Genomic DNA, 22,982 nt, shown 5'->3' with positions numbered 1-22,982 from the left:
GGACCAGGTTAGGCGCGCTCCGACCGGCCGGACAAGCCGCGTCGGACGACCGGCGGCAGGACTGATCCCACGCTGAAAATCGGGCAGATTCGCGTAACGCGACCATGATCGCCGACGCTGTTGGGCTTCGGTACGGTCAGAAGTGGCGCAGCAGGTCCCGGAACGCGGCGAGCCGCAGCACCCCGCCGTCGGTCGGGTCCAGTTCGTCGTCCTCCAGGACCCAGGTGTTCTCGTTCGGAATGAACACCGCGTTCAACCCGGCGGCCCGCGCCGGCAGGATGTCGGACTTCGGGGAGTTCCCGATCATCCACGCGCCGTCCGGCGCGAAGCCGTGCTCCCGAGTGAGCCACCGGTACGTGTCGACGTTCTTCTCGGCGACGATGTGCGCCGCCCCGAAGTGGTGCAGCAGGCCGCAGGCGTCCAGCTTGCGCTGCTGCTCCTCGCGGTCGCCCTTGGTGAGCAGCAGCAACTCGTGCCGGCCGGCCAACTCGTCGAGCGCGTCGGCCACCCCGGGCATCAGCTCCACCTGGTGCTCGACGAGGGCCACCGCCAGCCGGTCGATCTCCTGACGTTCGGAGTCGGTGGCCGGCCGTTCGCGCAGCCGCTCCAGGCACTCCGCCAGGCTGCGCAGGAAGACCTTGCTGCCGTACCCGTGCGCCACCGCGTTGGCCCGCTCGATGTCGTCGAGGACGGCCCGCAGCGCGGCCCGGTCCAGGGTGGGGTGGTCCAGCCAGCCCAGGAAGTCGTCGATCACCCGCTCGAAGACGACGTTGTTCTCCCACAAGGTGTCGTCCGCATCAAAGATCAACACCTGCGCCTGTCGTCGCGCCGCCACGCCGACCGTCATGCCATGCCCTCCCCGTGCCACCGCCCGCCAGGCCGAGAGACAGGATAGGCGGGAGATCGATGTGAGATCTTCCGGATTTTCGTGAACCGTCGCGGCGCGACCGCCGTCATGCGGACGCGACATCCATGATGATTCCCGCCCAGGTTCGGGACGGCTGTTGAGGAGTACGGCATGGTCACCATGAAGTGGGTCACCGGCGCGGCGATGCTGGCCTGCGCCAGCGCGCTGGTGGCGTGCCAGGGCGGTGCGGACCCGACGCCGGGCGCCGCGGCGGGCACGCCGACGCCGTCGGGTGCCGTGACAGGCACGCCGACGCCCACGGCAGCGACGCCGACCACGTCGTCGGCGGAGGTGACCGACCCGCTGTTGTCCGGCAAGCGGGAGATCACCATCACCCGGGTGCGGGGGTCGGGGGAACCGTTGGAGATCAGCGGGCGGCTCGAGGAGGGCGGCGACACCGGTGGTCGCATCCTGTTCGTACCGACACCGATCGGCGGCGACCGGTACGTGATCAGGGCATTCGGCACCAGGGACGGCCACCCCGCGAACGACGATCCGTCCTGCTGGCAGGTCAACGGCCTGGACATCGAGCCCGAACTGACCATCGGGGTCGCCGTCTGCGACCAGGACGACCCGATCCAGCGGTTCACCATCATCGCCAAGGGCGACGGCACGTACGCGATCGGCAGCGAGACCCGGTTTCTCCAGCACCTCCCCGGCAACGGTCTGATTCTCAAGGAGTTGGGCAACGCCAAGCTGAACACCACGTTCCGGTTCGCCGACAAGGGCCCGGCCGACCGCGAGCCCCTCAACTGACCACGATCGACTGTGGGCCGTGCCGTGGTCACGGCCACCGCAGCAACCGCTGCGCGATCAGTGCCTCGCGGTCCTCCTGCCCCTCGGGTCGCAGCCGACCGCCGCGGGTGAGCATCACGACGCCGTGCAGCAGGCTCCAACCCACCTCGGCGAGGGTGTCCGGGTCCCGCCCCTCGGCCAGCGGGGTCAGGGCGGCCCGCAGTTCGGCGAAGACCGCCCGGGGCGCGGCCGGCACCCCGTCCACGCCGAGGGCCAGGTCGGGGGTCAGCGCGAGCATCGCGTCATAGACCTCGGGATTCGTGTACGCGAAGTCGAGGTACGCGGTCGCGACCGCCGGCCATACCCCCTCCGGGCTGCCGGTGGTCTCCGCATGCGCCTCGGCGAGGTCGGCCGCCAGATCGGCGAAGGCGCACACCGCGACCGCGGCGATCAGCGCCTCCAGATCGGCGAAGTGCCGATAGATGTCGCCCATGTCGATCTCGGTTCGTTCGGCGAGCCGCCGGGTGGTCACACCCGCCCAGCCCTCCGTCTCGGCCAGCTCTCGCGCGACAGTGACGATGAGGTCACGCCGGTCCTGTTCAGTGGCCTTCTCGGCAGGTCCGGGCACGCCCACGAGCGTAAGCGCGCACACCTGCCGTAGCGGCCGGGTGACAGATTGGCGACTGTTGTGGTGGGGCGGCGCCTTCGCTCCACGTGCCACAGCCGCCCCTGGCTCGTTAGGCGAGGAGATCACCGCGACGGGAGGGCACGTGATCGCTCGGCGACATCGGCGCGTGGCGAGCCGATGAGGAACACCCCCGACGGCTTGTTGCGCAGCGAGACCACCCGCCAGCGGGCCACCTTCCTGGAGCTCTTCCTCGACCTGGTCTTCGTCTTCGCCCTGACCAGGATCTCCGCGCGGCTGATCACCGACTTCACCGACGGCCAACGCGGCGTGTACGCGGGCCTCGGCCAGGCTCTGCTGCTGTTCCTGGCGCTGTGGGCGGTCTGGTCGGTGACGGTGTGGTCGACCAGTTGGCTGGACCCGGACAACTCGATCGTCCAGGCCGTCATCATCATGACGTTGGTCGGTTCCATGACGATGGCCGTCGCCGTGCCGGACGGCTTCGGCGCACGGGCCTCCCTCTTCGCCATCACCCTGGTGACCCTCCAGATCGGCCGGGTGGTGTTCTTCCGCGTCGTCGGGCACGGCCGGCCGGACCCGCAACAGTCCATCCGGATCCTGTTCTGGTTCGGCGTGAGCGCGCCGTTCTGGATCGTCGGCGGGCTGGTCGGCGACGGCAGGGCGCGCGGGGCGCTCTGGACCCTCGCCGTACTGATCGACTACACCGGGCTGTTCCTCGGCTGGCCGACCCCCCGACTCGGCGCACGACGGCTCGGCGTCCAGACGATCGCGGCCGAGCACCTGGCCGAGCGGTACCAACAGTTCCTCCTCATCGCTCTCGGCGAGGCGATCTTCGTCATCGGCCTCGCCTTCAGCGGCAGCGCGTTCCACACCGACCAGACGGGTGGTTTCGTCCTGGCGCTGGCCAGCACCGTCCTGCTCTGGCGGATCTACTTCCACGTGGCGGGAGGGATGCTGGGCACTGCGGTCGACCGTTCCCGTAACCCGGCCCGGCTCGCGACCGACATGGCGTTCGCCCACATGGCCATGATCGCGGGGATCGTGCTGACCGGCGTCGGCTTCGAACTGTTCATCACCGAGCCGCGCGGTCACCTCCCGCCGACCTGGGTCATCGCCATCTTCGGGGGCCCCGCGCTCTTCCTCGCCGGGCGATCGACGCTCGAATACCAGGTATTCGGCCGGGTCTCCCGAAGCCGGATCGCCGGCCTGCTGACCCTCGGCCTGCTGACCCTCGGCCTGCTGACCCCGGCGGCACCGCACCTCCGGCCGCTCACCGCCGGCGCGTTTGCCGCCGTGGTGCTGCTCGGCATCGTCGCAGCGGACACGCGACGTTCCCGTCGACAACCACCGGAGACACCCGCTCCCCCGTACTAGCCAGGGGAGGCGAGTCAGGATGGGTCGGGGCGCCAGCTGAATGAGAATTGAGCCGCGGCCTCGGCGGGCGTGGCTCCCTGACGACGTCCGGGGACGTCGTGGACTGCGTCTGCGCCCTCGAAGCGCAGTCGGTCACGGTCGCCGTGACGGGCCATGGCAGTAGCGTAGGCGCGGACCTCAGCGGCAGTCAGGTCGGTGCGACCTCGCTGCGTGTACTGCTGGAGAAGGTCGGCGACGTCCGGATCGAAGCGCAGCATGGTCACCGGGGCGTTGAAGCGCCTGGCGATCGCGATGAGTCGAGCGCGCGCCTGCGGGGTGACGTTCGTCGACTCCGCGACCGCGGTGCGCCCGGCGGCGAGCCGGGCGACGATCCTGCGGTCACGTTCCTCGAAGATTCGGGCATCCGCCGCCTCGGAGTCCACGTCGGTGGGTGAGCTGCCGAAGAACTCCGCGCGGATCTCGTCGCTGGAGACGACGGCATCCGCGTCGATCTGACCGAGCGCGATCAGGGCCCGCAGAAAACTGCTCTTGCCGGAGGCCGGCGGGCCGACGAGCAGCACGAGTCCCGCTGACACTCGGATCGGGTTGTTCGGCACGGCCCCATCCTGCCGTCCCCTGACCGGTCCCGACCGTGATCATTGCTCATGACACTCGGCCCGCCGAGCAGCACCAGCCTCAGCGGGCGGTGCGGGCCGTCAACGGCGCAGGGTGGTCGCCCGCCGCATGTGCGACAGCTTCTCCGGGTTACGCACGGCGTAGACCCCGCTGATCAGACCGTCGTCGATCCGCAGCGCAAGGACCGTGTCGACCGCGCCGTCGAGCCGCAGAATCAGCCCCGGGTGACCGTTGACCTGGGTGGGGTGCAGCGACATGGTCGCCGTCCTGGCGTGTGTGCTGCACAGCAGACGGGCTACCTTGTCGGCCCCGACGACAGGCCGCAGCACGGCCTGCTTGATGCCGCCGCCGTCGCCGAGGAGCACGACATCCGGCGCGAGGACGTCGAGCAGGCCCTGCACGTCGCCGGTCTCGACGGCCCGCCGGAACGCGTCCAACGCCCGCCGTGTGTCCGCCGCCGAGACCATTCCCCGGGGCCGGCGCGCGGCCACGTGCGCCCGCGCCCGATGCGCGATCTGGCGGACGGCGGCCGGACTCTTGTCGACCGCCTCGGCGATCTCGTCGTACCCGAGGTCGAAGACCTCGCGGAGGACGAACACCGCCCGCTCGGTCGGCGCGAGTGTCTCCAGCACCAGCAGCATGGCCATCGAGACGCTCTCGGCGAGTTCGACGTCGTCGGCGACATCGGGCGCGGTCAGCAGCGGTTCCGGTAACCAGGAGCCGACATAGGACTCTCTGCGCCGACCGACCGCCCGCAGCCGGTTGAGCGACAGTCGGGTGGTGATCCGGACCAGGTAGGCACGCTGGTCGCGCACCGCCGCGAGATCCGCGTCCGCCCACCGCAGCCAGGTCTCCTGGAGTACGTCCTCCGCGTCCGCGGCCGAGCCGAGCATCTCGTACGCGACGGTGAAGAGCAGGTTCCGGTGGGTGACGAACGCATCGACGGCCCGGTCCCCCCGACCGTCCGCGCTCATGATTGCGCCTCCCGCGTCCATGCGCCCTCCAGTCTCACCGAACTCGACCGCGTCGCCCACCAGACACCGGCCGTGCGACGTCTGTGACACCGAGCCTCCGTGCTCCTCGTCACGTCACGAGCTGTCACAGCGCACCGGCCGGCGGTGTCTCCTGTGCGACTCGCTCACGGAGGGAAACTCATGAACCTGGCACTGTGGATCGCGGCCGGACTGTTGGCCGCAGTCGCCCTGGCCGGCGGCATCACCAAGACGTTCGTACCCAAGCAGAAGTTGGCCGCACACAACGGCGGCGGATGGACCGGCGACGCCAGCGTGGGCTTCGTCAAGACCCTCGGGGTCCTCGAACTCCTGGCCGCGATCGGCCTCATCCTGCCCGCCGTGCTCGACATCGCATCGGTGCTGGTGCCGGTGACCGCCATCTGCTGGGTCCTGCTGATGATCGGCGCGATGATCACCCACCTGCGCTACGGCGAGGCGAGGTTCATCGTGCTGAATCTGATCTACCTCGCGCTGGCCGCGTTCGTGGCCTGGGGCCGCCTCGGACCCGAGCCCTTCAGCGGCTGACCCTGGGCCCGCTCCTGCCCCGGCTGGCCTTGCGCGATGACGTCGCGGACGGGGCTGCGGAGACGCACCGGGCACGGACTGCCGGGCGGCGCGGCGCTCAGGAGGGCGCGGCAGCCGGGAAGCCGTCGGTGAGCGCGCCGATCACCCGCTGGATCCGGTGGTCCGCCGTCGGGTCGGTGGGGCCGGTCAACGCGACGTGGTGCAGCACGCCGACCACCGCCAGGGCCAGTGCCTCGGTGTCGGCGTCGGCCGGCACGCGCCCGCGGGTCTGCTCGGCGGCCAGGTAGTCGGCGACCGCGCGTTCGATCCCCCGCAGCCCTGACATCCCACTGCCCAGCACCGCCTCGACGTTCGCCGTCAACTCCGGCCGGAACGCGGTCAGCCGGGTCAACGCCGTCAGCGTGCCCAGCGGTGTCGCCAGGACGGCCTGGCGCAGGTTGTCGGCGACAGTGCCGGACCCGGCGCGCTCCGGCAGGCCGGCCACCTCGCCGGTGATGTGGAAGACGCGGTCGACAGCGAACCCGGTCAGGAAGTCGTCGAAGGTCGAGAAGTGTGCGTAGAGCAGGCCGGTCGCGACGCCGGCCTCGCGCGTCACGGCCCGGCCGGTGAGCCGGCTCGGCCCTTCTTCAACGACCAACCGCTCGACGGCAGCGAAGAGCTGCTGTCTGAGCGCTGGGATGGCGACACCGCGCGGCATGACTGAAGTCTAGGCGGTTCCGCCGCCGCCGTTTGCGTCGGTATGAACAGTCGCTCATACTTGTTTGAGCAGATGCTCATTCTAGGCGGCGAGGTGCTCGATGCGACGTGCGGTGATCGTGGGTGCGGGGATAGCCGGGCTGGCCACAGCCCTCCGACTCCACCAGGACGGGTGGCAGGTCATCGTGGCCGAGCGAGCCCTGGCCCGTCGCAGCAGCGGGTACATGGTGAATCTGATCGGGCCGGGCTACGACGCCGCCGAGCGCCTCGGCCTGCTCCCCGCGCTCTCCGCCGCCGACCTGGGCCCGTTCACCACAGTGCTCGTCCACGCCGACGGTCGGCCCAAGTTCACAGTGCCGTCCGCCATCGCCGAGGCCGCACTCGGCAAGCGGGCCCTCTCGGTGTTCCGCGGCGACCTGGAAGCCAGCCTCTTCGAAGCGGTGCGGGACCGGGTCGACATCCGCTTCGGCACCACCGTCACGTCCGTCGAACAGGACACCGACCACGTACGCGTGGAGTTGAGCGACGGCACCACCGAGCAGGCAGACCTGCTGGTGGGTGCCGACGGGGTGCACTCCACAACCCGTACCGCAGTGTTCGGCCCCGACTTCCGGGTGGACCTCCCGTACCTCGTGGCCGCCTTCCCGCTGCCCCACCCGGTGCCCGGCGTGCCCGAGTCGTCCGCCACCACCCACATCGGTCCCGGGCGCACCGCGGCGATGGTCAACCTGGGCCCGCAGCGGTCGTCGGCGTTCTTCACCTACCGCAGCGCGGAGCCCGCCACCGACCTGCGACAAGGTCCGGTCGACGCGCTGCGGGTCGCATTCGGAGATCTGGCGGGTGGCGTGCCCGACGCGATCGACCACCTTGCGCAGGACCCGGCCAGCGCCTACTTCGACGCCGTCAGCCAGGTGGTCATGCCACGCTGGAGCACCGGCCGCGTCGTCCTGCTCGGAGACGCGGCCTGGTGCGTCACGCTCTTCGCCGGACACGGCGCGGCCCTCGCCCTCGCCGGCGCCGACCACCTCGGCACCGCCCTGCGACGGCATGCCGACGACCTCCCGGCAGCACTCGCCGAGTGGGAGGCCGGACTACGCCCCGAGGTCGGCAAACGACAGGCACTCGCCCGTCGGGGCATGGCCCAGTACGCGCCACCCAGCCGATTCCACGTCTGGATGAGCGACCTGACCATCCGGGCGGTCACCCTGCCCGGCATCAGCAGTCTCGTCCGGCGAGGTATTGAACGGGCGAACCGCTGAGCCGCGCCCCGCGTCACATCGGTTGACGCTACCTACTGATCGAACAGCGCCTTGATGCCATGGGTCTTGAGCAGTTCGGGCACGGGGTCCACGGAGCGCCGACGGCCGGGGCGCCAGATACGCCCCACATTGATGGACGCGTTGGGCCCCGGCACGTCGTAGGGACCGCCTCGGGGGTTGACCGCCAGGCTGGCCCCCCACATCCCCAGGTCCACCCAGCCCATGCGCTCGATCTCATCCCAGGCGTACGAACGCCGCAAGCCTTTGCGATCGCGGACCAGCAGCCCCAGGTCGTCAGCGAACACCGCGTTTCGTGAGCGCTGGACGGCGATGATGATCCATCCGGCGCCAAACACCAGGGCGGTCCAGCTGAACAGGTCGAAGAGCACCCCGACAACGATCATCACGAGCATGATCACGCCCGGGATCGCAATACCGGGCCAGACCCGTGACTGACCGAGGACCTGCAACTCGCCCACCGGCGTCACCGACTCCCCCATGGCCGATCACGATAGTGAATGGCCCACACATAGGCGCCCTGCGCGAACGACCCGCCGCCCGCCGCCGGCGCGGGCAGCGCGCACGGGGCGGGGGCGGGCACGGCATCGCCGGGGGTCAGCGGCGGAGGGTGAGAATCAGGTCGGCCACCAGGGCCGTCCAGCCGGTCTGGTGCCAGGCGCCCAGGCCGGCCCCGTTGTCGCCGTGGAAGTACTCGGGGAAGGCGATCAGGTTGCGCCAGTCCGGGTGGGTCTGGAACATCTGAGCGGCACCGTAGATCGGCCGTCGACCCCAGTCGTCCTGGGTGAAGAGCGAGATCAGCCGGGCGGAGAGGTCGTCGGCGATCTCGTCCAGGGTGTGCTTCACCCCGGAGCGGGTCGGGTACTCCACCTGGAGGTCGTCGCCGAAGAACGCCGCGTAGTCGCGCAACGCGCTGATCAGCAGGAAGTTCGTCGGCATCCAGATCGGCCCGCGCCAGTTCGAGTTGCCCCCGAACAGTCCGCTGGTCGACTCGGCCGGCTCGTAGCCGACGGAGAACTCCTGCCCGCCGAGGTTGACCGAGAACGGCTTGTCCAGGTGCGCGCGGGACAGCGTACGGAGACCGAAGTCGGAGAGGAACTCGTCCGGGTCGAGCATCCGGGCGAGCAGGCGGACCACCTGCTCCGGGCCGACCATGGACAGCAGTCGCTGCTGCCGGCCGTCGGGGCCCAGCCGGCGGGTGCCGATCACCTGCGCGTACTCCGGGCGGTTGGTGAGGAACCAGCGCAGCCGGGCGCCCAGTTCCGGTAGGTGGTGCAGGGTCCGGGCGGTGAGCCGGGTGGTGGCGGCCAACGGCAGCAGCCCGACGACGGAGCGGACCTTCAACGGCACCTTCGTGCCGTCGGCGAGGCGCAGCACATCGTAGAAGAAGGCGTCCTCGTCGTCCCACAACCCCTGCTCGTACGCGGCGGCGGCGATGTACGCGAAGTGCTCGAAGAACTTGGTGGCGGTGTCCACCCAGGTCCTGTCGTGTTCGGCGAGCACGATCGCGATGTCCAACAGGTTGAGCGCGTACATGCCCATCCAGCCGGTCCCGTCGGACTGCTCCAGCACCCCGGCGACCGGCAGCGCCGCCGAGCGGTCGAACGGCCCGACGTTGTCCAGCCCGAGGAAGCCGCCCTCGAAGACGTTGTTGCCGCCGGTGTCCTTGCGGTTGACCCACCAGGTGAAGTTGAGCAGCAGCTTGTGCATCACCCGGGCCAGGAACTCGTAGTCCCGGCCGCCGTCGATCTCGAACACCTTCAGCGCCGCCCACGCGTGCACCGGCGGGTTCACGTCACCGAACGCCCACTCGTACGCCGGGATCTGCCCGTTGGGGTGCAGGTACCACTCGCGGAGCAGGAGCAGGATCTGCTCCTTGGCGAAGCCCGGGTCGACCCGGGCGATGCTCACGCAGTGGAACGCCAGGTCCCAGGCCGCGTACCAGGGGTATTCCCACGGGTCCGGCATGGAGATCACGTCGAAGCTGGTCATGTGCCACCAGGCGCTGTTGCGCCCGTGCCGACGCCCGGCCGGCGGTGTCGAGCCCGGGTCGCCGTCGAGCCACCGTTTGACGTCGAAGTGGTAGAACTGCTTGCCCCACATCAGCCCGGCGATCGCCGTCCGGGCGACCAGCGCCTCGTCGGGGGTGGCGGCCGGCGGGATGACTCCGGCGAAGAACCGGTTCGCCTCGGCCCGCCGCGCCCACACCACGGCCTCGAAGCCCTCGCTGAGGTCGGCCGGGGGCGGCGGTGCGGCGGCCGGCGGCGACGCGGTGCGGGTCAGCCGCAGCCGGATCTGGCGCTGCCCGCCGGCCGGCACGTCGAGCACGTAGTGCAGCGCGCCCTTGGTGCCCTCCCGGGCCGGGTTGACAGTGGCCGCGCCGTTGACGACGTGGTCGTTGATGCCGTCCTTCGGGTACGGGGAGCGGCCGGGCAGGCCCCAGAGCCGTTCGGCGTTCGTGTCGTTGTCGCAGAGCAGCGGCACCGGGCCGCCGTCGCCCTCCAGCAGCAGTTGGCCGAACACCCGGTGTTCGCCGACGAGGCGGGTGCCCTGACCGGTCAGCCGGGGGATCCGGTCGCCGCCGGGCAGACCCCAGGACCAGGTGTTACGGAACCACAGGGTGGGCAGGACGTGCAGGGTGGCCGCCTGGTCGCCCCGGTTGGCGACGGTCACCACCATGCAGAGGTCGGTCGGGGACGCCTTGGCGTAGTCGACCGTCACCGCCCAGTACCTGTCGTCGTCGAAGATCCCGGTGTCGACCAGCTCGTACTCGGTGTCGTCGCGGCCGCGCAACGCGTTCACCGCGACGAGTTCGTCGTACGGGAAGGCGGCCTGCGGGTAGTGGTAGCGCCAGCGCATCCAGGAGTGGGTGGGCGTGGAGTCCTCGTACCACCAGTACTCCTTGGCGTCCTCTCCGTGGTTGCCGCTGTCGCCGCCGAGGCCGAACATCCGCTCCTTGAGGATCGGGTCCTTGCCGTTCCAGAGGGCGAGGGCGAACGCGAAGGTCTGTCGTTCGTCGCAGACGCCGGCCATCCCGTCTTCATTCCACCGGTAGGCTCTGGACCGCGCATGGTCATGCGGGAAGTAGTCCCAGGCCGTACCGTGCTCGCTGTAGTCCTCCCGTACCGTCCCCCACGCCCGCTCGGACAGATAGGGACCCCATGCACGCCAGTCCTGCTCCCCCGAGTCGGCCTGGGCGAGCCGGAGCCGCTCAGCGTCGGGTGGCGAGGCGTCGGAGGACGATCGGTCAGTGATCACGTGCACATCTTTGACGTCGCCGCGGTACTTGACCACAGCGGCCATTCTCGTCGTGGCGTGTTACACGTTGCCGCCGGTGGAGGAAACTTGATCGACATTCGGTTCGGCCCGCAGGTCTGCGGCGATCTGACCAGCGCGGCCAGCCGGGAGTGGCTGGTCCCCGACGGCCTCGGCGGCTACGCGATGGGCACCGTCGGCGGGCTGCGGACACGTCGCTACCACGGCCTGTTGGTGGTTCCCGGCGAAACGCCGGCGTCCCGTCAGGTGGGACTGGTCAGTCTTGATCCGGCGGTCACCCTGCCGTCCGGCGTACGGGTCCGCCTCGGCGCGCACGAGTGGGCCTCCGGCGACGTGGACCCGCGCGGCTTCGAGCTGTTGGAGCGCTTCGACCTGGTCGACGGGCTGCCCCGGTGGCGGTGGCGGATCGGCGCGGTGGTCATCGAACGGGAGCTGGCCATGCTGCCCGGCCGCTCCTGCGTCGCGGTGGTGCACCGACTGGTCGCCGGTGGTCCCGTGCGGCTGGAGCTGTCGGCCGCCTGCACCTGGCGGGACGCGCACGGCGAACGGCGGGCCGACGGCCCGGTCCCGCAGGTCGAGGCGGTGGCCGACGGCGCGGTGGTCGAGGGCGCGTACCGGCTCGCCGGCCCGGGCTGGACGCCCGAGGGGCAGTGGTGGCTGGGCGTGCACCACCGCGAGGAGGCCAACCGTGGTCTGAACGCGGACGAGGATCTCTGGTACGCGGGCCGCTTCTCCGGTGAGCTGGAACGCCCCGGCGACACGGTGTCGGTGCGGGCCTGGGCCGGTCGGCTCGACGAGGAGCCGCCGCCGGGCACGGAGATCGTGGCCACGGCCCGGCGGCGCAACCGGCTGGTGGTGGCGACGGCGAAGCCGGCCGACGACGTGGACGCCACCCTGGCGCTGGCCGCCGACGCGTTCGTGGTGCGCACCGACCAGGCGGCGGTCGACGTGGTGGCCGGGTACCCGTGGTTCGGGGCGTGGTCGCGGGACACGATGATCTCGTACGAGGGGCTGTTCCTCTGCACGGGTCGCGCCGACGAGGGTCGGGAGCTGCTGCGGGCGTACGCGGCGACGCTGTCCGAGGGGATGCTCGCCAACACGGCCGACACCGGTCGGGTGGAGTACAACACCGTCGACGGCACGCTGTGGTTCCTGCACGCGGTGAGCCGGCACGTCACCGTCACCGGCGACACCGACCTCGGCGACGAGCTGCTGCCGGCGCTGCGCACTGTGGTCGACGCGCACACCGCCGGCACCCGGTACGGGATCCGGGTCGACCCGGCCGACGGGCTGCTCACCCAGGGCGCCGCCGGCACCGCGCTGACCTGGATGGATGCCCGGGTGTACGGGGTGCCGGTCACCCCGCGGACCGGTAAGCCGGTCGAGGTCAACGCGCTGTGGATCAACGGGCTGGCCGGGCTCGCGGAGCTGGCCGAGCTGGCCGGGCAGGACGCCGACGAGCTGTGGCGACTCCACCGGCAGGCCACCGCCTCGTTCCGGGAGCGGTTCCCAACCCCGACCGGCTGGCTGCACGACGTGCTGGACGCGCCCGCGCCGGCGTACCCGTTGGGTGGCGCCGCGGTGCACGACGACGACGCGTTGCGTCCCAACCAGCTGCTGGCCTGGTCGCTGCCGTACGCGCCGATGGAGCCGGACGAGGCGACGGTGCGGCGGGTCGGGGGCGGTCTGCTCACCCCGCTCGGGCCGCGCAGTCTGGCCCCGGATTCCGCGGAGTTCGTGGGCCGGCACCGGGGCGGCCCGGCCGAGCGGGACGGGGGCTACCACCAGGGCACGGTCTGGCCGTGGTTGCTCGGCCCGTACGTGGACGCCGCCCGGCGGGGGAGGATGTCCGTCGATGACGTATTCGTCGGCATTGAGTCCCATTTGATGGAATATGGGTTAGGCTCAGTGAGCGAGACGGCCGATGGCCTCGCGCCGCACACCGCTACCGGGTGCCCGTTCCAGGCGTGGTCGGTGGCCGAGCTGCTGCGGGTGCGGCGAAAGAGCCAGTAGCGCTTTACACGACCGCAACGGTGGTGTCGCCGCTGGTTATCGCGATCCCGGCAGGATTGGCCTCGATCCAGACGCGACGGCGACATCAATTCGGTGTCTGTCGGCGCGCGCCCGGGGACAACTCAAAGGGGGCCGCATGTCACTCGATGCCCACGTGATCGACATCAACCCCGCCCGACAGCTGCGGGTGCTGATGCTCTCCTGGGAGTACCCGCCGGTGCTCGTCGGCGGCCTCGGCCGACACGTGCACGCCCTCTCCGTCGCCCTCGCCGCCGCCGGCCACGAAGTCACCGTCGTCACCCGCCACAGCGAAGGCGCACCCCTGGAGGAGTACGCCGACGGCGTCCGCATCCTGCGCGCCCCCGAAGACCCCGTCACCTTCCCCCTCGCCACCAGCTCCCTCCTGGCCTGGACCATGGCCTTCAACCACACCCTCACCCGCACCGCCCTGCGCGCCACCCAGGCCGGCGCCTACGACGTCATCCACGCCCACGACTGGCTCGTCGCCCACACCGCCGTCACCCTCGCCGAGCACCTTGACCTCCCCCTGGTCAGCACCATTCACGCCACCGAGGCGGGCCGGCACCAGGGCTGGCTGCCCGAGGAGATGAACCGCACCATCCACGGCGTCGAACACTGGCTCAGCAACTCCTCCATCCGGGTGATCACCTGCTCGGGTTACATGCGCGACCAGGTGACCGCGCTGTTCGACGTACCTGCCGGCCAGGTCGACGTGGTGCCCAACGGGGTCGACGACCGGGCCTGGCGGGCCCGCCCCCGAGCGGTCGCGTCGGCCCGGGCACGGTTCGCCGGGGACGGCCCGCTGGTCGGGTACGCCGGCCGGCTGGTCTACGAGAAGGGCGTCCAGCATCTGGTGCACGCCATACCCCGGCTGCGCGAACGACACCCGGGGCTGCGCGTGGTGATCGCCGGCGACGGCCCGTACCGCACCGAGCTGGAGGCGGAGGCCCGGCGACTGGCGCTCAGCTCGACGGTCCGGTTCACCGGGTTCCTCGACTCCACCCAGTTACCGGCGATGCTCGGCGCCACCGACGCGACGGTGGTCCCCAGCCTCTACGAGCCGTTCGGCATGGTGGCGCTGGAAGCGGCGGCCGCCGGAGCGCCCCTCGCCGTGGCCCGTACCGGCGGCCTCGCCGAGATCGTCGAACCCGGCGTGACCGGGGTGACGTTCCCACACAGCGACCCGGACGCGCTCGCCGGCGCGGTCGGCCAACTGCTCGGCGACGAGGTCTTCGCCCGGCGGCTGGCCCGCCGGGCCCGCACGATGGTCGGCGAGCGGTACGGCTGGGCCACCATCGCGGCCCGCACCGCCGCCAGCTACGCCACCGCCCGGCGCGAACACGGCCCCGTGCAGGCCCGCCGCGCCGCCGCCCGACTGAGCGCCGGACGGACCCGCATCGCCATCCCGGAAGGGAACCTGCTCGCTGCCGCCGACCACGCCGCCTGCTGAGCCAGGTCGGACGACCGATAGGTGACTTCCGATCCGCTGGTTAGGGTGTAGCCCGGACAGCGGCTGAGGAGGAGCGTGCACAGGTGCTGATCGCTGGTCGGTACCGTCTGCTCGACCTGGTGGGTCGCGGGGGTATGGGTCGGGTGTGGCGTGCCCGCGACGAGATGCTGCACCGCGAGGTGGCGGTCAAGGAGATCGTCCCACCGAGTTGGTTGGCCGATCATGAACGGGACGAGGTGCGCTCACGCACCATGCGGGAGGCACGCGCCGCAGCCCGACTCAACCACCCCACAGTGGTCCGGCTCTACGACGTCGTCGCGGTCGACGGCAGCCCGTGGATCATCATGGAGTACGTCCCGTCCCGCACCCTTCAGGACGTCGTCGACGCCGAGGGGCCGCTCGAGCCGGCCCGCGCAGCCCGGATCGGGCTGGCCGTGCTCGACGCGCTCCAGGCCGCGCACACCGCCGGAGTGCTGCACCGCGACATCAAACCGCAGAACGTGCTCGTGGCGCACGACGGGCGGGTGATGCTCACCGACTTCGGGCTGGCCACCTTCGACGGTGGCGACGGCGCGATGACCCGCCCCGGCATGGTCTTCGGCTCCCCGCAGTACGTGGCACCCGAGCGGGCCGCCGAGGGCGTGTCCACGGTGGCCGCCGATCTGTGGTCGCTCGGGGCGACCCTGCACGCCGCAGTGGAGGGCCGGTCCCCGTACGCCCGCAGCACCGCGATGGCCACCCTGAGCGCGCTGGCCGCCGGCCCGCCCGACCCCGCCCCCCACGCCGGGGCGCTCGCGCCGGTGCTGGAGGGGTTGCTGCGCCGCGACCCGCGCGAACGCCTCGACCACGACGCGGCCCGTCGGTTGCTCACGATGGCCGCGACCGGCCGCGCCGACCTGCCGCCGGCGACCGACCGGCCCTCTGGTGACGGGCCGGTGCCAGGGCTGATCGCCCACCCCGCCGCCGTCGACGACGACCAGGACCCCACCGTCCCGTTGCCCGATCCGTCCGACGAGCCGAGCCCTGCCCCGACCGCAACCGGAGGGGCCTCCCCCGCGCCGGGCGCGGACCGGGCGGCCCGGGGACCAGCCACCCGCCGGCTGGCACTGATCGGTGTGGCGCTGCTGGTGGCCGTCGCGGCCGGTGTCGGTACCGCGCTGACCTTCGACGACGACAAGCCCGGCGACACGGTCGCCTCGTCCTCCCCGCAGCCATCGAACCGTCCACCCGACAACAGACCAGGCGGACCAGGCGGACCAGGCGGACCGGGCGGACCGGGCGGACCGGGCGGACCGGGCCCCGACCGGCCTGGGCCGCCGCCCAACGGAGGGGACGTCCCCCCGCCGCCGTTCGCGTGTGTCCGCCCGCATGTCGCCGGCACGCCGGTGCTGGCCGGCGACCCGGCCTCCGGCGAACAGTTCCGGCCACCGCCGGGCTGGGTCTGGCACGCCGACACCGCAGGCTTCCGGGTCTCCGTTCCGGCCAGCTGGTACTACTCCCGCGACGACGGGGTGGTCTGCTTCCAGGACCCGGCGACCGGCCGGGCCTTCAGCGTCGCACCCGGCAACAGCGCCGACCCGTTGGTCCGGCTCCGCGCGGCCCGGGACGCGGCCGCCGGGGCCGGGGCATTGCCGGGGTACGACGAGATCCGGCTCGCCGCCAGCGACGGCGGGGCGGAGTGGGAACTCCGGTGGCAGGCCCCCTACGGCGACCTGTGGCTGCACGCCCGGCAACAAACCGTCGCTGCCGGCCGCTGGACGCTGGCCTGGATCACCCACGACGAGGACTGGACCGGGGCCGCAGCCGACTGGAAAAAGGTGCGAGAGAGTTTCCGACCACCCCGCTGACCTGCACCGTATGGCCATGATCGAGACCACCGTCCGTCGTGGATCGAGGCCGCTCAGTGGATGAATTAGCCGCCATTGGTGGCTATCGTGGATCCCGGGGTGACCGAGGGGGAGCGACCGTGCATCAGTTGCTGATCGCGGGTCGGTACCGGCTGCTCGACCTGGTCGGCACCGGCGGAATGGGCCGGGTGTGGCTTGCTCGCGACGAGATGTTGCATCGCGACGTAGCGGTGAAGGAGGTCGTGCCGCCGTCCTGGCTGGCCGAGACCGAACGCGAGGAGTTGCGGCTTCGGACCCTGCGCGAGGCACGCACCGCCGCTCGCCTCAACCATCCCAACGTGGTCCGCCTCTACGACGTGGTGCACGACCGGGAGAGCCCCTGGATCGTGATGGAGTACGTGCCGTCGCGATCGGTGCAGCAGATCATCAGCGCCGAGGGGCCGCTGAGTCCGCAGCGCACCGCCCGGATCGGGCTGGCGGTGCTCGCCGCGTTACGCGCCGCCCACGCCGCCGGGGTGCTGCACCGCGATGTGAAGCCACACAACGTGCTGGTCGCCGACGACGGGCGGGTGGTGCTCACCGACTTCGGGCTGGCCACCTTCGACGGCGGTGACGGTGTGATGACAGGGCCCGGCACCGTGCTCGGCTCGCCGCAGTTCGTCGCCCCCGAACGGGCCCGCGAAGGGGTGTCCGACGCGCGCACCGACCTGTGGTCGCTGGGCGCGACGCTCTACGCCACTGTCGAAGGGCAGTCACCGTACGCGCGGTCGAGCGCGATGGCGACGCTCAGCGCGCTGGCCACCGAACCACCGGACCCGATGCGTCGGGCCGGCCCGTTGCGTCCCGTCCTCACCGGCCTGTTGCAGCGCGACCCCTGGCGGCGGTTGACCGCCGCCGAGGCGGAGCCGCTGCTGCGCACCGCCGAGGCGAGCCACGACGAGCCCGCCGCGTCGACCCGCTCCACGGCGGTCGCGGCGGTCCGTGACGCCGGACGGACCAGAACGCCCCGACCAGTCGAACCGGTCGCCCCGTCGGGCGAGCCGGCCACACCGACCCCGAGCCCGCGGCGCCGACCCGGCCGGCGATGGCGCCTGATCGCCCTGGGTGGTGCGGCTGCCGCTGTGCTCGTCGCGGGAGGCGTCACGCTCGCGCTGGTGAACCGGCAGGACGACCGGACCCCTCCGTCCGGCTCGGGCGGCGGCGCGCCGACCTCCCGGCCGGCCGCGTTCGCCTGCACGTCTCCCCCGCCACCGTCGGCGACCCCGGTCGTGGCGGTGTCACCGCCACCCGGTGTGAAGTACGGGCTACGCGAGGGCTGGACCTGGTACGACGACCCGAGCGGGTTCCGGATCGCCGCGCCGGTGGGGTGGGCGCGCTGGACCGAGGGCTCGGTGACCTGCTTCCGGAGATCCAACGGAACCCGGGTGCTCAGCGTCGAGGCGGGGCCGGCCCGCCCCGATCCGGTGGCCCACTGGGAGGCCGAGGAGGATCGGCTGACCGCCAACGCGGCGCTGCCGGACTATCGCAAGGTGGACATCTCCGCGATGGACATCTTCGAGGGCGGCGCGGTGTGGGAGTGCGGCTGGCAGAACGCCCTCGGCGTTCCGGTGCACAGCTTCCGCTTGCTCGCCAACACCTCGGCCGACCGCTCCTACACCGTCTCGTGGTTGACAGAAGAGTTCGACTGGCAGGTCAACGCGGCATACTTGCCGATGATCCGGCAGAGCTTCACCCCCACCCTGTAGCGCGGTCCGATGTGGACCTTCCGGGTGATGCCCCTGCGACGCCGACGCTTACTACAGTGGCGTAGTTTTGGGCGCTCAAGATCCCTGGGGAGGGTGAGCCGAGATGATGGGACCGCAACACGCGCTGTCCGGCGCGGCGGTGTGGCTGGCTGGCTCCTGGGCACTGGAGCAGTTCGCCGACTACCACCAGTCGCCGCTCGCGTTGGCGGTGGGCACCGCGGTGTGCGCCGGCGGCGCGCTCTTTCCCGACCTCGACATGTCGGGCAAGGTGACCAAGAACCAGGGTGGGGCCACCGTGGCCCGTACCTTCGGAGTCTTCTCGCTCTTCGCCGCCGAGGTGATGGAGAAGATCTCCCTCGGGGTCTACTACGCCACGAAGCTCAGCAAGGACCCACGCCGCAACAACGGGCACCGGACGCTCACCCACACGCTGCCGTTCACCGTGCTGGTCGGCTGGGGCACCACCGCCCTCTGCGCCGCGTACGGCAAGTGGGCTGTCATCACCATCCTGTTCTTCATGTTCGGCCTGGCGCTGCGCGGGCTGTTCGACGAGTGGGCCGAACGGGCCGGCTGGGTGATCATCACTCTCGCGTCGGCCGGGGCCGCCTGGTTCACCTTCGCCAACCTGCCGGGCGGACGCGGCTATCCACTGATCGGCACCGCGCTCGGCGTGGGCTGCTTCGTGCACATCCTCGGCGACATGATCACCAGAGCCGGCGTGCCGATCCTCTGGCCGATCCCCATCAAGCGGCGCATGTGGATGATGATCGGCCTGCCGAACAGCATCGCCCTGCGCGTTGGCAGCAAGGCCGAAGTGGTCGGAATGCGCATCGCACTGACCGTCGTCTCCGCGCTCGCCACCGTCGGCCTGATCGCACCCTCGGTGCTGAGCCGATTCGACATCGACATATGACCGATCCGGCGCCTGTGCCTGTGCCGGTGCCGGTGCCGGTGCCGGTGCCTGTGCCTGTGCCGCCTGGCACAGGCGGCGACCATCTGCCGGTCCCACCCGATGCGGACGACCGCGTACCGGGGTTCTGCCGCGCCCTGGGGCTGCCCGGCCTCGCCGACGTGCACGTGCACTTCCTGCCACCACGCCTGCTGCGTCGGGTGTGGGCCTACTTCGACGCGGCCGGGCCGCTGGTCGGCACCGAATGGCCGATCCTCTACCGCTGGAGCGACGCCGAACGGGTCGCGCACCTGCGCCGGCTCGGGGTGCGGGCGTTCAGCGCCCTGGCGTACGCACACCGACCGGGCATGGCGGCGGAACTCAACCGCTGGACGCTGGACTTCGCCCGCGACACCCCCGGGTGCCTGGCCTCGGCCACGTTCTACCCCGAGCCGGACGCCCCCGGGTACGTCGAGGCAGCCCTCGCCGAAGGCGCCCAGGTGTTCAAGCTGCACCTACAGGTCGGCGGCTTCGCGCCGACCGATCCGGCGCTGGACCCGGTGTGGGGGATGCTGTCCGACGCGGATGTGCCGGTGGTGGTGCACGCCGGGCACGCCCCGGTGGGGACCTCCCACACCGGCCCGGAACCGTTCGCCGCCCTACTCGCCCGCCACCCTCGACTGACCGCTGTGGTGGCACACATGGGAGCCCCGGACTACCAGGCCTTCCTGGACCTCGCCGAGACGTACGAGCGGGTCCGACTGGACACCACAATGGTGTTCACGCCCCACTTCGACCAGTTCGTTCCCTACCCCGCCGAGGAGTTGCCCCGGTTACGCGAGTTGGGGCTGGCCGGCAAGGTGCTGCTGGGTAGCGACTTTCCGAACATCCCGTACCCGTACGCCGATCAGGTGACCGGGCTCGCCCGACTGGACCTGGGCGACGACTGGCTACGCGCGGTCTGCTGGAACAACGCCGCCACCCTGTTCAACCTGCCCTGACCCTCGCCCGCCGCGCCCCACGGGGCCCGCTCGCCTTCGCCCTCGCGTTCGCCCCACCGCGTCGTCGCGCGCCCTCTCCCCGCGCCCTCGCCTTCGCCGCACCGGGCCGCGCCCCTCGCCCTCACCCCACCGGGCCGCCCCGCACGCCTCCACCGGGCCAGGCCCCGCGCCTTCACCGCACCCCGCACCCCGCACCCCGCACCCCGCACCCAAGATCCGCGCAACTTCCCTGAAGTTGCTGCCTCCGGCGAATGGGAGGCAGCAACATCCCCGATCTTGCGCGGATCTTGGCCGCGACCGTCCTGTGCGACTGACCGACCGGGGAGCGGCGCGCGCCCTGCATCCAAGGGTGCGGGGCTCCGCGCGCCCTTGAATTCTTTTCGACATCGGCTATTGACGTCGCCGTAACAGGTGGCCTAGCGTCCTGTCGAACCGCTTCGTCGAAACGCTTCGACGAAGTTCGGGAGCGGTCCCACCCCAGGCCGGAGGAGGTGCGCGCGGTGGCCACCATGCACGACGTCGCCCGCCTCGCACAGGTCTCGGTCAGCACCGTCTCGTACGTGCTCACCGGCACCCGGCCGATCTCGCAGGCCACCCGCAACAAGGTGCTCGCCGCGATGGCGCAGCTCGACTACCAGCCCAACGCGATGGCCCGTGGGCTGGCCAGTCGCCGCAGCCGGATCCTCGGCCTGCTGATGCCGATGGACGAGCGTGGCCTGGGTGCCACCGAGACCGCGTTCGTCACCGGTGCCGCCGCCGCGGCCAGCGTCGCCGGCTACCACCTGGTGCTCTCGCCGGTCGGTGGTGGCAACCTCGACGACCTACGTCGGCTGGCCAGTCAGCGGATGCTTGACGGGGTCGTGCTGATGGAGGTCGAGCTGGCTGACGAGCGGGTCACGGTGCTCCAGGAGGCGGGGGTGCCGCTGGTGCTGATCGGCCGCACGGGCGACACCAGCACGCTCTCCTACGTCGACATCGACTTCGACCAGACCGTCCGGGAGGCTGTCGCGCATCTGGTCGGCCTCGGGCATCGGCGCATCGTCTACGTCAACCACTCGGCCGCGACGTTGGCCAGCGGTTACGGGCCGGCGTTGCGTACCCGTGACGCCTTCACCGCGGCGATGACCGGGCACGGCCTGGAGCCGGTGATGATCGCGGCCGAGGACAGCGCCGCCGGCGGGCGGGCCGCCCTGGCCGCCGCGTTCGCGCGGGCCCCGGAGCTGACGGCGGTGTTGGCGATGAACGAGACGGCGATCTTCGGCATTCTCGGTGAGTTGACCGGCCGCGGGTTGTCAGTGCCCGACGACGTCTCCGTCGTCTCGATGGTCACCTCGCCGCAGGTCGCCGAGCTGGCCACCCCGGCACTGACCGCTATGACGTCACCCGGTTCGGCGCTCGGCCGGATCGCGATCGAGGCGCTGACGCGCCAGCTGGATGGCCCCGCTGACCTTCGTCACCAGCAACTGCTGCCGTGCGCGTTGGAGGTCCGTGGGTCGACCGCCGTGCCCCGAAGCCACCAGCTGATGGGGGCCGATCAGTAAATGGCCCGCCGCCGCGCTGCAACGCGACGACGGGCCCCGTGAAGTACCGGCTAGATACTCAACGAGGAGGATGCTAATGCAGCGATTCCACCGGCTCGTCGCCGCGATCGCCCTGGCGGCGATGGCGACGACCACCGTGGCCGCGTGCGGCGGTGGTGACAGCGGGGACGACAGTGACGCCAAGACCCTCAAGCTCTGGCACTACGAGAGCGAGAACAGTGCCATGGGGGTCGGCTGGGACCGGGCGATCGAGATCTTCAAGTCCGAGCACCCGGGCGTGGAGGTGCGCTTCGAGCGCAAGGCGTTCGAGCAGATCCAGCAGAACGCCGGCATGATCATCAACTCGTCCGAGGGCCCGGACATCATGGAGTACAACAAGGGCAACGCGACCGCCGGGCTGCTCTCCTCCCAGGGTCTGCTGGCCGATCTGAGCAGCGAGGCCGACAAGCGCGGCTGGGCCGGCAAGCTCAGCCCCAGCCTGCAGACCACCGCCCGGTACAGCGACAAGGGCGTGATGGGCTCCGGCAAGTGGTTCGGTGTGCCGAACTACGGCGAGTACGTCACCGTCTACTACAACAAGGACCTGTTCCAGAGCAACGGCGTCAAGGTTCCGACCTCGATGGCGGAGATGACCGCCGCGATGGACACCTTCGTCGGCAAGGGCATCACCCCGCTGGGCATGGCCGGCGCCGAGTACCCGGCCGGGCAGCTCTTCTACCAGCTCGCCCTCTCCAAGGGCGACCGGCAGTTCGTCGACAACTACCAGCTCTACAAGAACCCGGTCGACTTCAAGGCCGACCCGCTCAAGTACGGCGCGGACACCTTCGCCCAGTGGGTGCAGAAGGGCTACGTCGCGAAGAACTCGGCAAGCCTCAAGGCCGAGGACATGGGCACCGCCTTCATCGGCGGCAAGGTTCCGATGATCGTCTCGGGTAGCTGGTGGTACGGCCGGTTCAAGACCGAGATGAAGGCCAACTGGGACACCTTCCTCTTCCCCGGCAACACCCTGCAGGCCGGCTCCTCCGGCAACCTCTGGGTCGTCCCGGAGAACAGCAAGGCCAAGAGCCTGGCGTACGACTTCATCGACATCACCCTGCGTCCGGAGATCCAGGACCTGATCGGCAACAACGGTGGTGTTCCGGTCGCCGCTGACGCGTCGAAGATCAGCGACCCGAAGGACCGCAAGCTGATCGAGGACTTCAACACGGTCAGCAAGTCCGACGGGCTCGCCTTCTACCCGGACTGGCCGGTCCCCGGCTACTACGACGTGCTGGTCTCCGGCTTCCAGGGTCTGATCAACGGCTCGAAGTCAGCCGACCAGGTTCTCGACACGATCGCCAAGCCGTACGCCGATGGCGTCAAGGAGATCACCGGCAAGTGACACGGCGAGCAGCGGGCGCGACCGGCACGA

19 protein-coding genes are annotated in these 22,982 nt (G+C 71.0%); 12 read left to right on the top strand and 7 right to left on the bottom strand.

Features of this window, described 5'->3' with window-relative positions; genetic code table 11:
* Positions 1 to 136: 136 nt before the first annotated feature.
* Complete coding sequence (locus ACGF3C_RS30945; protein ID WP_393227254.1) at positions 137 to 847, bottom strand: HAD family hydrolase; 711 nt, start codon at positions 845 to 847, stop codon at positions 137 to 139.
* Between the two features lie 171 nt (positions 848 to 1,018).
* Here ACGF3C_RS30945 and ACGF3C_RS30940 point away from each other — a divergent pair, with 171 nt between their 5' ends.
* Positions 1,019 to 1,663, top strand: coding sequence for a hypothetical protein (locus ACGF3C_RS30940; protein ID WP_357229743.1), 645 nt, complete (start codon positions 1,019 to 1,021; stop codon positions 1,661 to 1,663).
* A 28-nt stretch (positions 1,664 to 1,691) separates the two neighbouring features.
* Here the strand turns inward: ACGF3C_RS30940 and ACGF3C_RS30935 are convergent, their stop codons facing one another.
* Positions 1,692 to 2,270 (bottom strand): TetR/AcrR family transcriptional regulator, encoded by a 579-nt coding sequence (locus ACGF3C_RS30935; RefSeq protein WP_354944538.1) that lies wholly within the window; start codon positions 2,268 to 2,270, stop codon positions 1,692 to 1,694.
* A 177-nt stretch (positions 2,271 to 2,447) separates the two neighbouring features.
* Between ACGF3C_RS30935 and ACGF3C_RS30930 the strand changes: the two genes are divergently transcribed.
* Positions 2,448 to 3,662, top strand: coding sequence for a low temperature requirement protein A (locus tag ACGF3C_RS30930; protein WP_393227252.1), 1,215 nt, complete (start codon positions 2,448 to 2,450; stop codon positions 3,660 to 3,662).
* A 14-nt stretch (positions 3,663 to 3,676) separates the two neighbouring features.
* On the opposite strand, the gene ACGF3C_RS30925 is transcribed toward ACGF3C_RS30930, so the two are convergent.
* Positions 3,677 to 4,258: an AAA family ATPase gene (locus ACGF3C_RS30925; protein WP_393227250.1), complete on the bottom strand. Its 582-nt coding sequence runs from the start codon at positions 4,256 to 4,258 to the stop codon at positions 3,677 to 3,679.
* 99 nt (positions 4,259 to 4,357) lie between these two features.
* On the bottom strand, positions 4,358 to 5,251 hold the full coding sequence (locus ACGF3C_RS30920; RefSeq protein WP_393227248.1) for an RNA polymerase sigma-70 factor: 894 nt from the start codon (positions 5,249 to 5,251) through the stop codon (positions 4,358 to 4,360).
* A gap of 180 nt (positions 5,252 to 5,431) precedes the next feature.
* On the opposite strand from ACGF3C_RS30920, the gene ACGF3C_RS30915 reads away from it, so the two are divergent.
* Entirely contained in the window at positions 5,432 to 5,815 is a 384-nt protein-coding gene (locus ACGF3C_RS30915; RefSeq protein ID WP_393227246.1) for a DoxX family protein, read from the top strand.
* A 97-nt stretch (positions 5,816 to 5,912) separates the two neighbouring features.
* On the opposite strand, the gene ACGF3C_RS30910 is transcribed toward ACGF3C_RS30915, so the two are convergent.
* Positions 5,913 to 6,512: a TetR family transcriptional regulator gene (locus ACGF3C_RS30910; protein ID WP_393227244.1), complete on the bottom strand. Its 600-nt coding sequence runs from the start codon at positions 6,510 to 6,512 to the stop codon at positions 5,913 to 5,915.
* Positions 6,513 to 6,612: 100 nt separating this feature from the next.
* Here ACGF3C_RS30910 and ACGF3C_RS30905 point away from each other — a divergent pair, with 100 nt between their 5' ends.
* Complete coding sequence (locus ACGF3C_RS30905) at positions 6,613 to 7,770, top strand: FAD-dependent oxidoreductase (protein ID WP_393227243.1); 1,158 nt, start codon at positions 6,613 to 6,615, stop codon at positions 7,768 to 7,770.
* Positions 7,771 to 7,802: 32 nt separating this feature from the next.
* On the opposite strand, the gene ACGF3C_RS30900 is transcribed toward ACGF3C_RS30905, so the two are convergent.
* Positions 7,803 to 8,270: a hypothetical protein gene (locus tag ACGF3C_RS30900; protein ID WP_393227241.1), complete on the bottom strand. Its 468-nt coding sequence runs from the start codon at positions 8,268 to 8,270 to the stop codon at positions 7,803 to 7,805.
* A 115-nt stretch (positions 8,271 to 8,385) separates the two neighbouring features.
* Positions 8,386 to 11,091 (bottom strand): glucosidase, encoded by a 2,706-nt coding sequence (locus ACGF3C_RS30895; RefSeq protein WP_393227239.1) that lies wholly within the window; start codon positions 11,089 to 11,091, stop codon positions 8,386 to 8,388.
* A gap of 42 nt (positions 11,092 to 11,133) precedes the next feature.
* Between ACGF3C_RS30895 and ACGF3C_RS30890 the strand changes: the two genes are divergently transcribed.
* The 8 genes from ACGF3C_RS30890 (at position 11,134) to ACGF3C_RS30855 (ending at position 22,952) form a co-directional block, all read left to right on the top strand.
* Positions 11,134 to 13,077 (top strand): amylo-alpha-1,6-glucosidase, encoded by a 1,944-nt coding sequence (locus tag ACGF3C_RS30890; RefSeq protein ID WP_357233933.1) that lies wholly within the window; start codon positions 11,134 to 11,136, stop codon positions 13,075 to 13,077.
* A gap of 136 nt (positions 13,078 to 13,213) precedes the next feature.
* On the top strand, positions 13,214 to 14,548 hold the full coding sequence (locus tag ACGF3C_RS30885; RefSeq protein WP_393227237.1) for a glycosyltransferase family 4 protein: 1,335 nt from the start codon (positions 13,214 to 13,216) through the stop codon (positions 14,546 to 14,548).
* An 83-nt stretch (positions 14,549 to 14,631) separates the two neighbouring features.
* The gene (locus tag ACGF3C_RS30880) at positions 14,632 to 16,395 is read left to right on the top strand and encodes a protein kinase (protein ID WP_357223141.1); all 1,764 of its coding nucleotides are present in this window, start codon (positions 14,632 to 14,634) and stop codon (positions 16,393 to 16,395) included.
* A 119-nt stretch (positions 16,396 to 16,514) separates the two neighbouring features.
* On the top strand, positions 16,515 to 18,140 hold the full coding sequence (locus ACGF3C_RS30875) for a serine/threonine-protein kinase (RefSeq protein WP_357223138.1): 1,626 nt from the start codon (positions 16,515 to 16,517) through the stop codon (positions 18,138 to 18,140).
* 103 nt (positions 18,141 to 18,243) lie between these two features.
* Complete coding sequence (locus ACGF3C_RS30870; protein WP_238672615.1) at positions 18,244 to 19,053, top strand: metal-dependent hydrolase; 810 nt, start codon at positions 18,244 to 18,246, stop codon at positions 19,051 to 19,053.
* Positions 19,054 to 19,136: 83 nt separating this feature from the next.
* Complete coding sequence (locus ACGF3C_RS30865) at positions 19,137 to 20,030, top strand: amidohydrolase family protein (RefSeq protein WP_393227320.1); 894 nt, start codon at positions 19,137 to 19,139, stop codon at positions 20,028 to 20,030.
* Positions 20,031 to 20,539: 509 nt separating this feature from the next.
* Entirely contained in the window at positions 20,540 to 21,571 is a 1,032-nt protein-coding gene (locus ACGF3C_RS30860; RefSeq protein WP_357223152.1) for a LacI family DNA-binding transcriptional regulator, read from the top strand.
* Positions 21,572 to 21,647: 76 nt separating this feature from the next.
* On the top strand, positions 21,648 to 22,952 hold the full coding sequence (locus ACGF3C_RS30855; RefSeq protein ID WP_393227235.1) for an ABC transporter substrate-binding protein: 1,305 nt from the start codon (positions 21,648 to 21,650) through the stop codon (positions 22,950 to 22,952).
* Positions 22,953 to 22,982 lie beyond the last annotated feature (30 nt).

This window comes from Micromonospora sp. NPDC047762 (genome assembly GCF_043204655.1).
GTDB lineage: Bacteria > Actinomycetota > Actinomycetes > Mycobacteriales > Micromonosporaceae > Micromonospora.
Note: the sequence above shows the minus strand (reverse complement) of the source record. Positions and strands in the feature narration are given on the sequence as shown.

Bases quoted from the DNA above. Each gene is read 5' to 3' on its own strand.
- ACGF3C_RS30905 (WP_393227243.1), top strand. From the start codon at position 6,613: ATGCGACGTGCGGTGATCGTGGGTGCGGGGATAGCCGGGCTGGCCACA.
- ACGF3C_RS30870 (WP_238672615.1), top strand. From the start codon at position 18,244: ATGATGGGACCGCAACACGCGCTGTCCGGCGCGGCGGTGTGGCTGGCT.
- ACGF3C_RS30900 (WP_393227241.1), bottom strand. From the start codon at position 8,270: ATGGGGGAGTCGGTGACGCCGGTGGGCGAGTTGCAGGTCCTCGGTCAG.
- ACGF3C_RS30915 (WP_393227246.1), top strand. From the start codon at position 5,432: ATGAACCTGGCACTGTGGATCGCGGCCGGACTGTTGGCCGCAGTCGCC.
- ACGF3C_RS30885 (WP_393227237.1), top strand. From the start codon at position 13,214: ATGTCACTCGATGCCCACGTGATCGACATCAACCCCGCCCGACAGCTG.
- ACGF3C_RS30940 (WP_357229743.1), top strand. From the start codon at position 1,019: ATGGTCACCATGAAGTGGGTCACCGGCGCGGCGATGCTGGCCTGCGCC.
- ACGF3C_RS30910 (WP_393227244.1), bottom strand. From the start codon at position 6,512: ATGCCGCGCGGTGTCGCCATCCCAGCGCTCAGACAGCAGCTCTTCGCT.
- ACGF3C_RS30860 (WP_357223152.1), top strand. From the start codon at position 20,540: ATGCACGACGTCGCCCGCCTCGCACAGGTCTCGGTCAGCACCGTCTCG.
- ACGF3C_RS30895 (WP_393227239.1), bottom strand. From the start codon at position 11,091: ATGGCCGCTGTGGTCAAGTACCGCGGCGACGTCAAAGATGTGCACGTG.
- ACGF3C_RS30945 (WP_393227254.1), bottom strand. From the start codon at position 847: ATGACGGTCGGCGTGGCGGCGCGACGACAGGCGCAGGTGTTGATCTTT.
- ACGF3C_RS30930 (WP_393227252.1), top strand. From the start codon at position 2,448: ATGAGGAACACCCCCGACGGCTTGTTGCGCAGCGAGACCACCCGCCAG.
- ACGF3C_RS30920 (WP_393227248.1), bottom strand. From the start codon at position 5,251: ATGAGCGCGGACGGTCGGGGGGACCGGGCCGTCGATGCGTTCGTCACC.
- ACGF3C_RS30855 (WP_393227235.1), top strand. From the start codon at position 21,648: ATGCAGCGATTCCACCGGCTCGTCGCCGCGATCGCCCTGGCGGCGATG.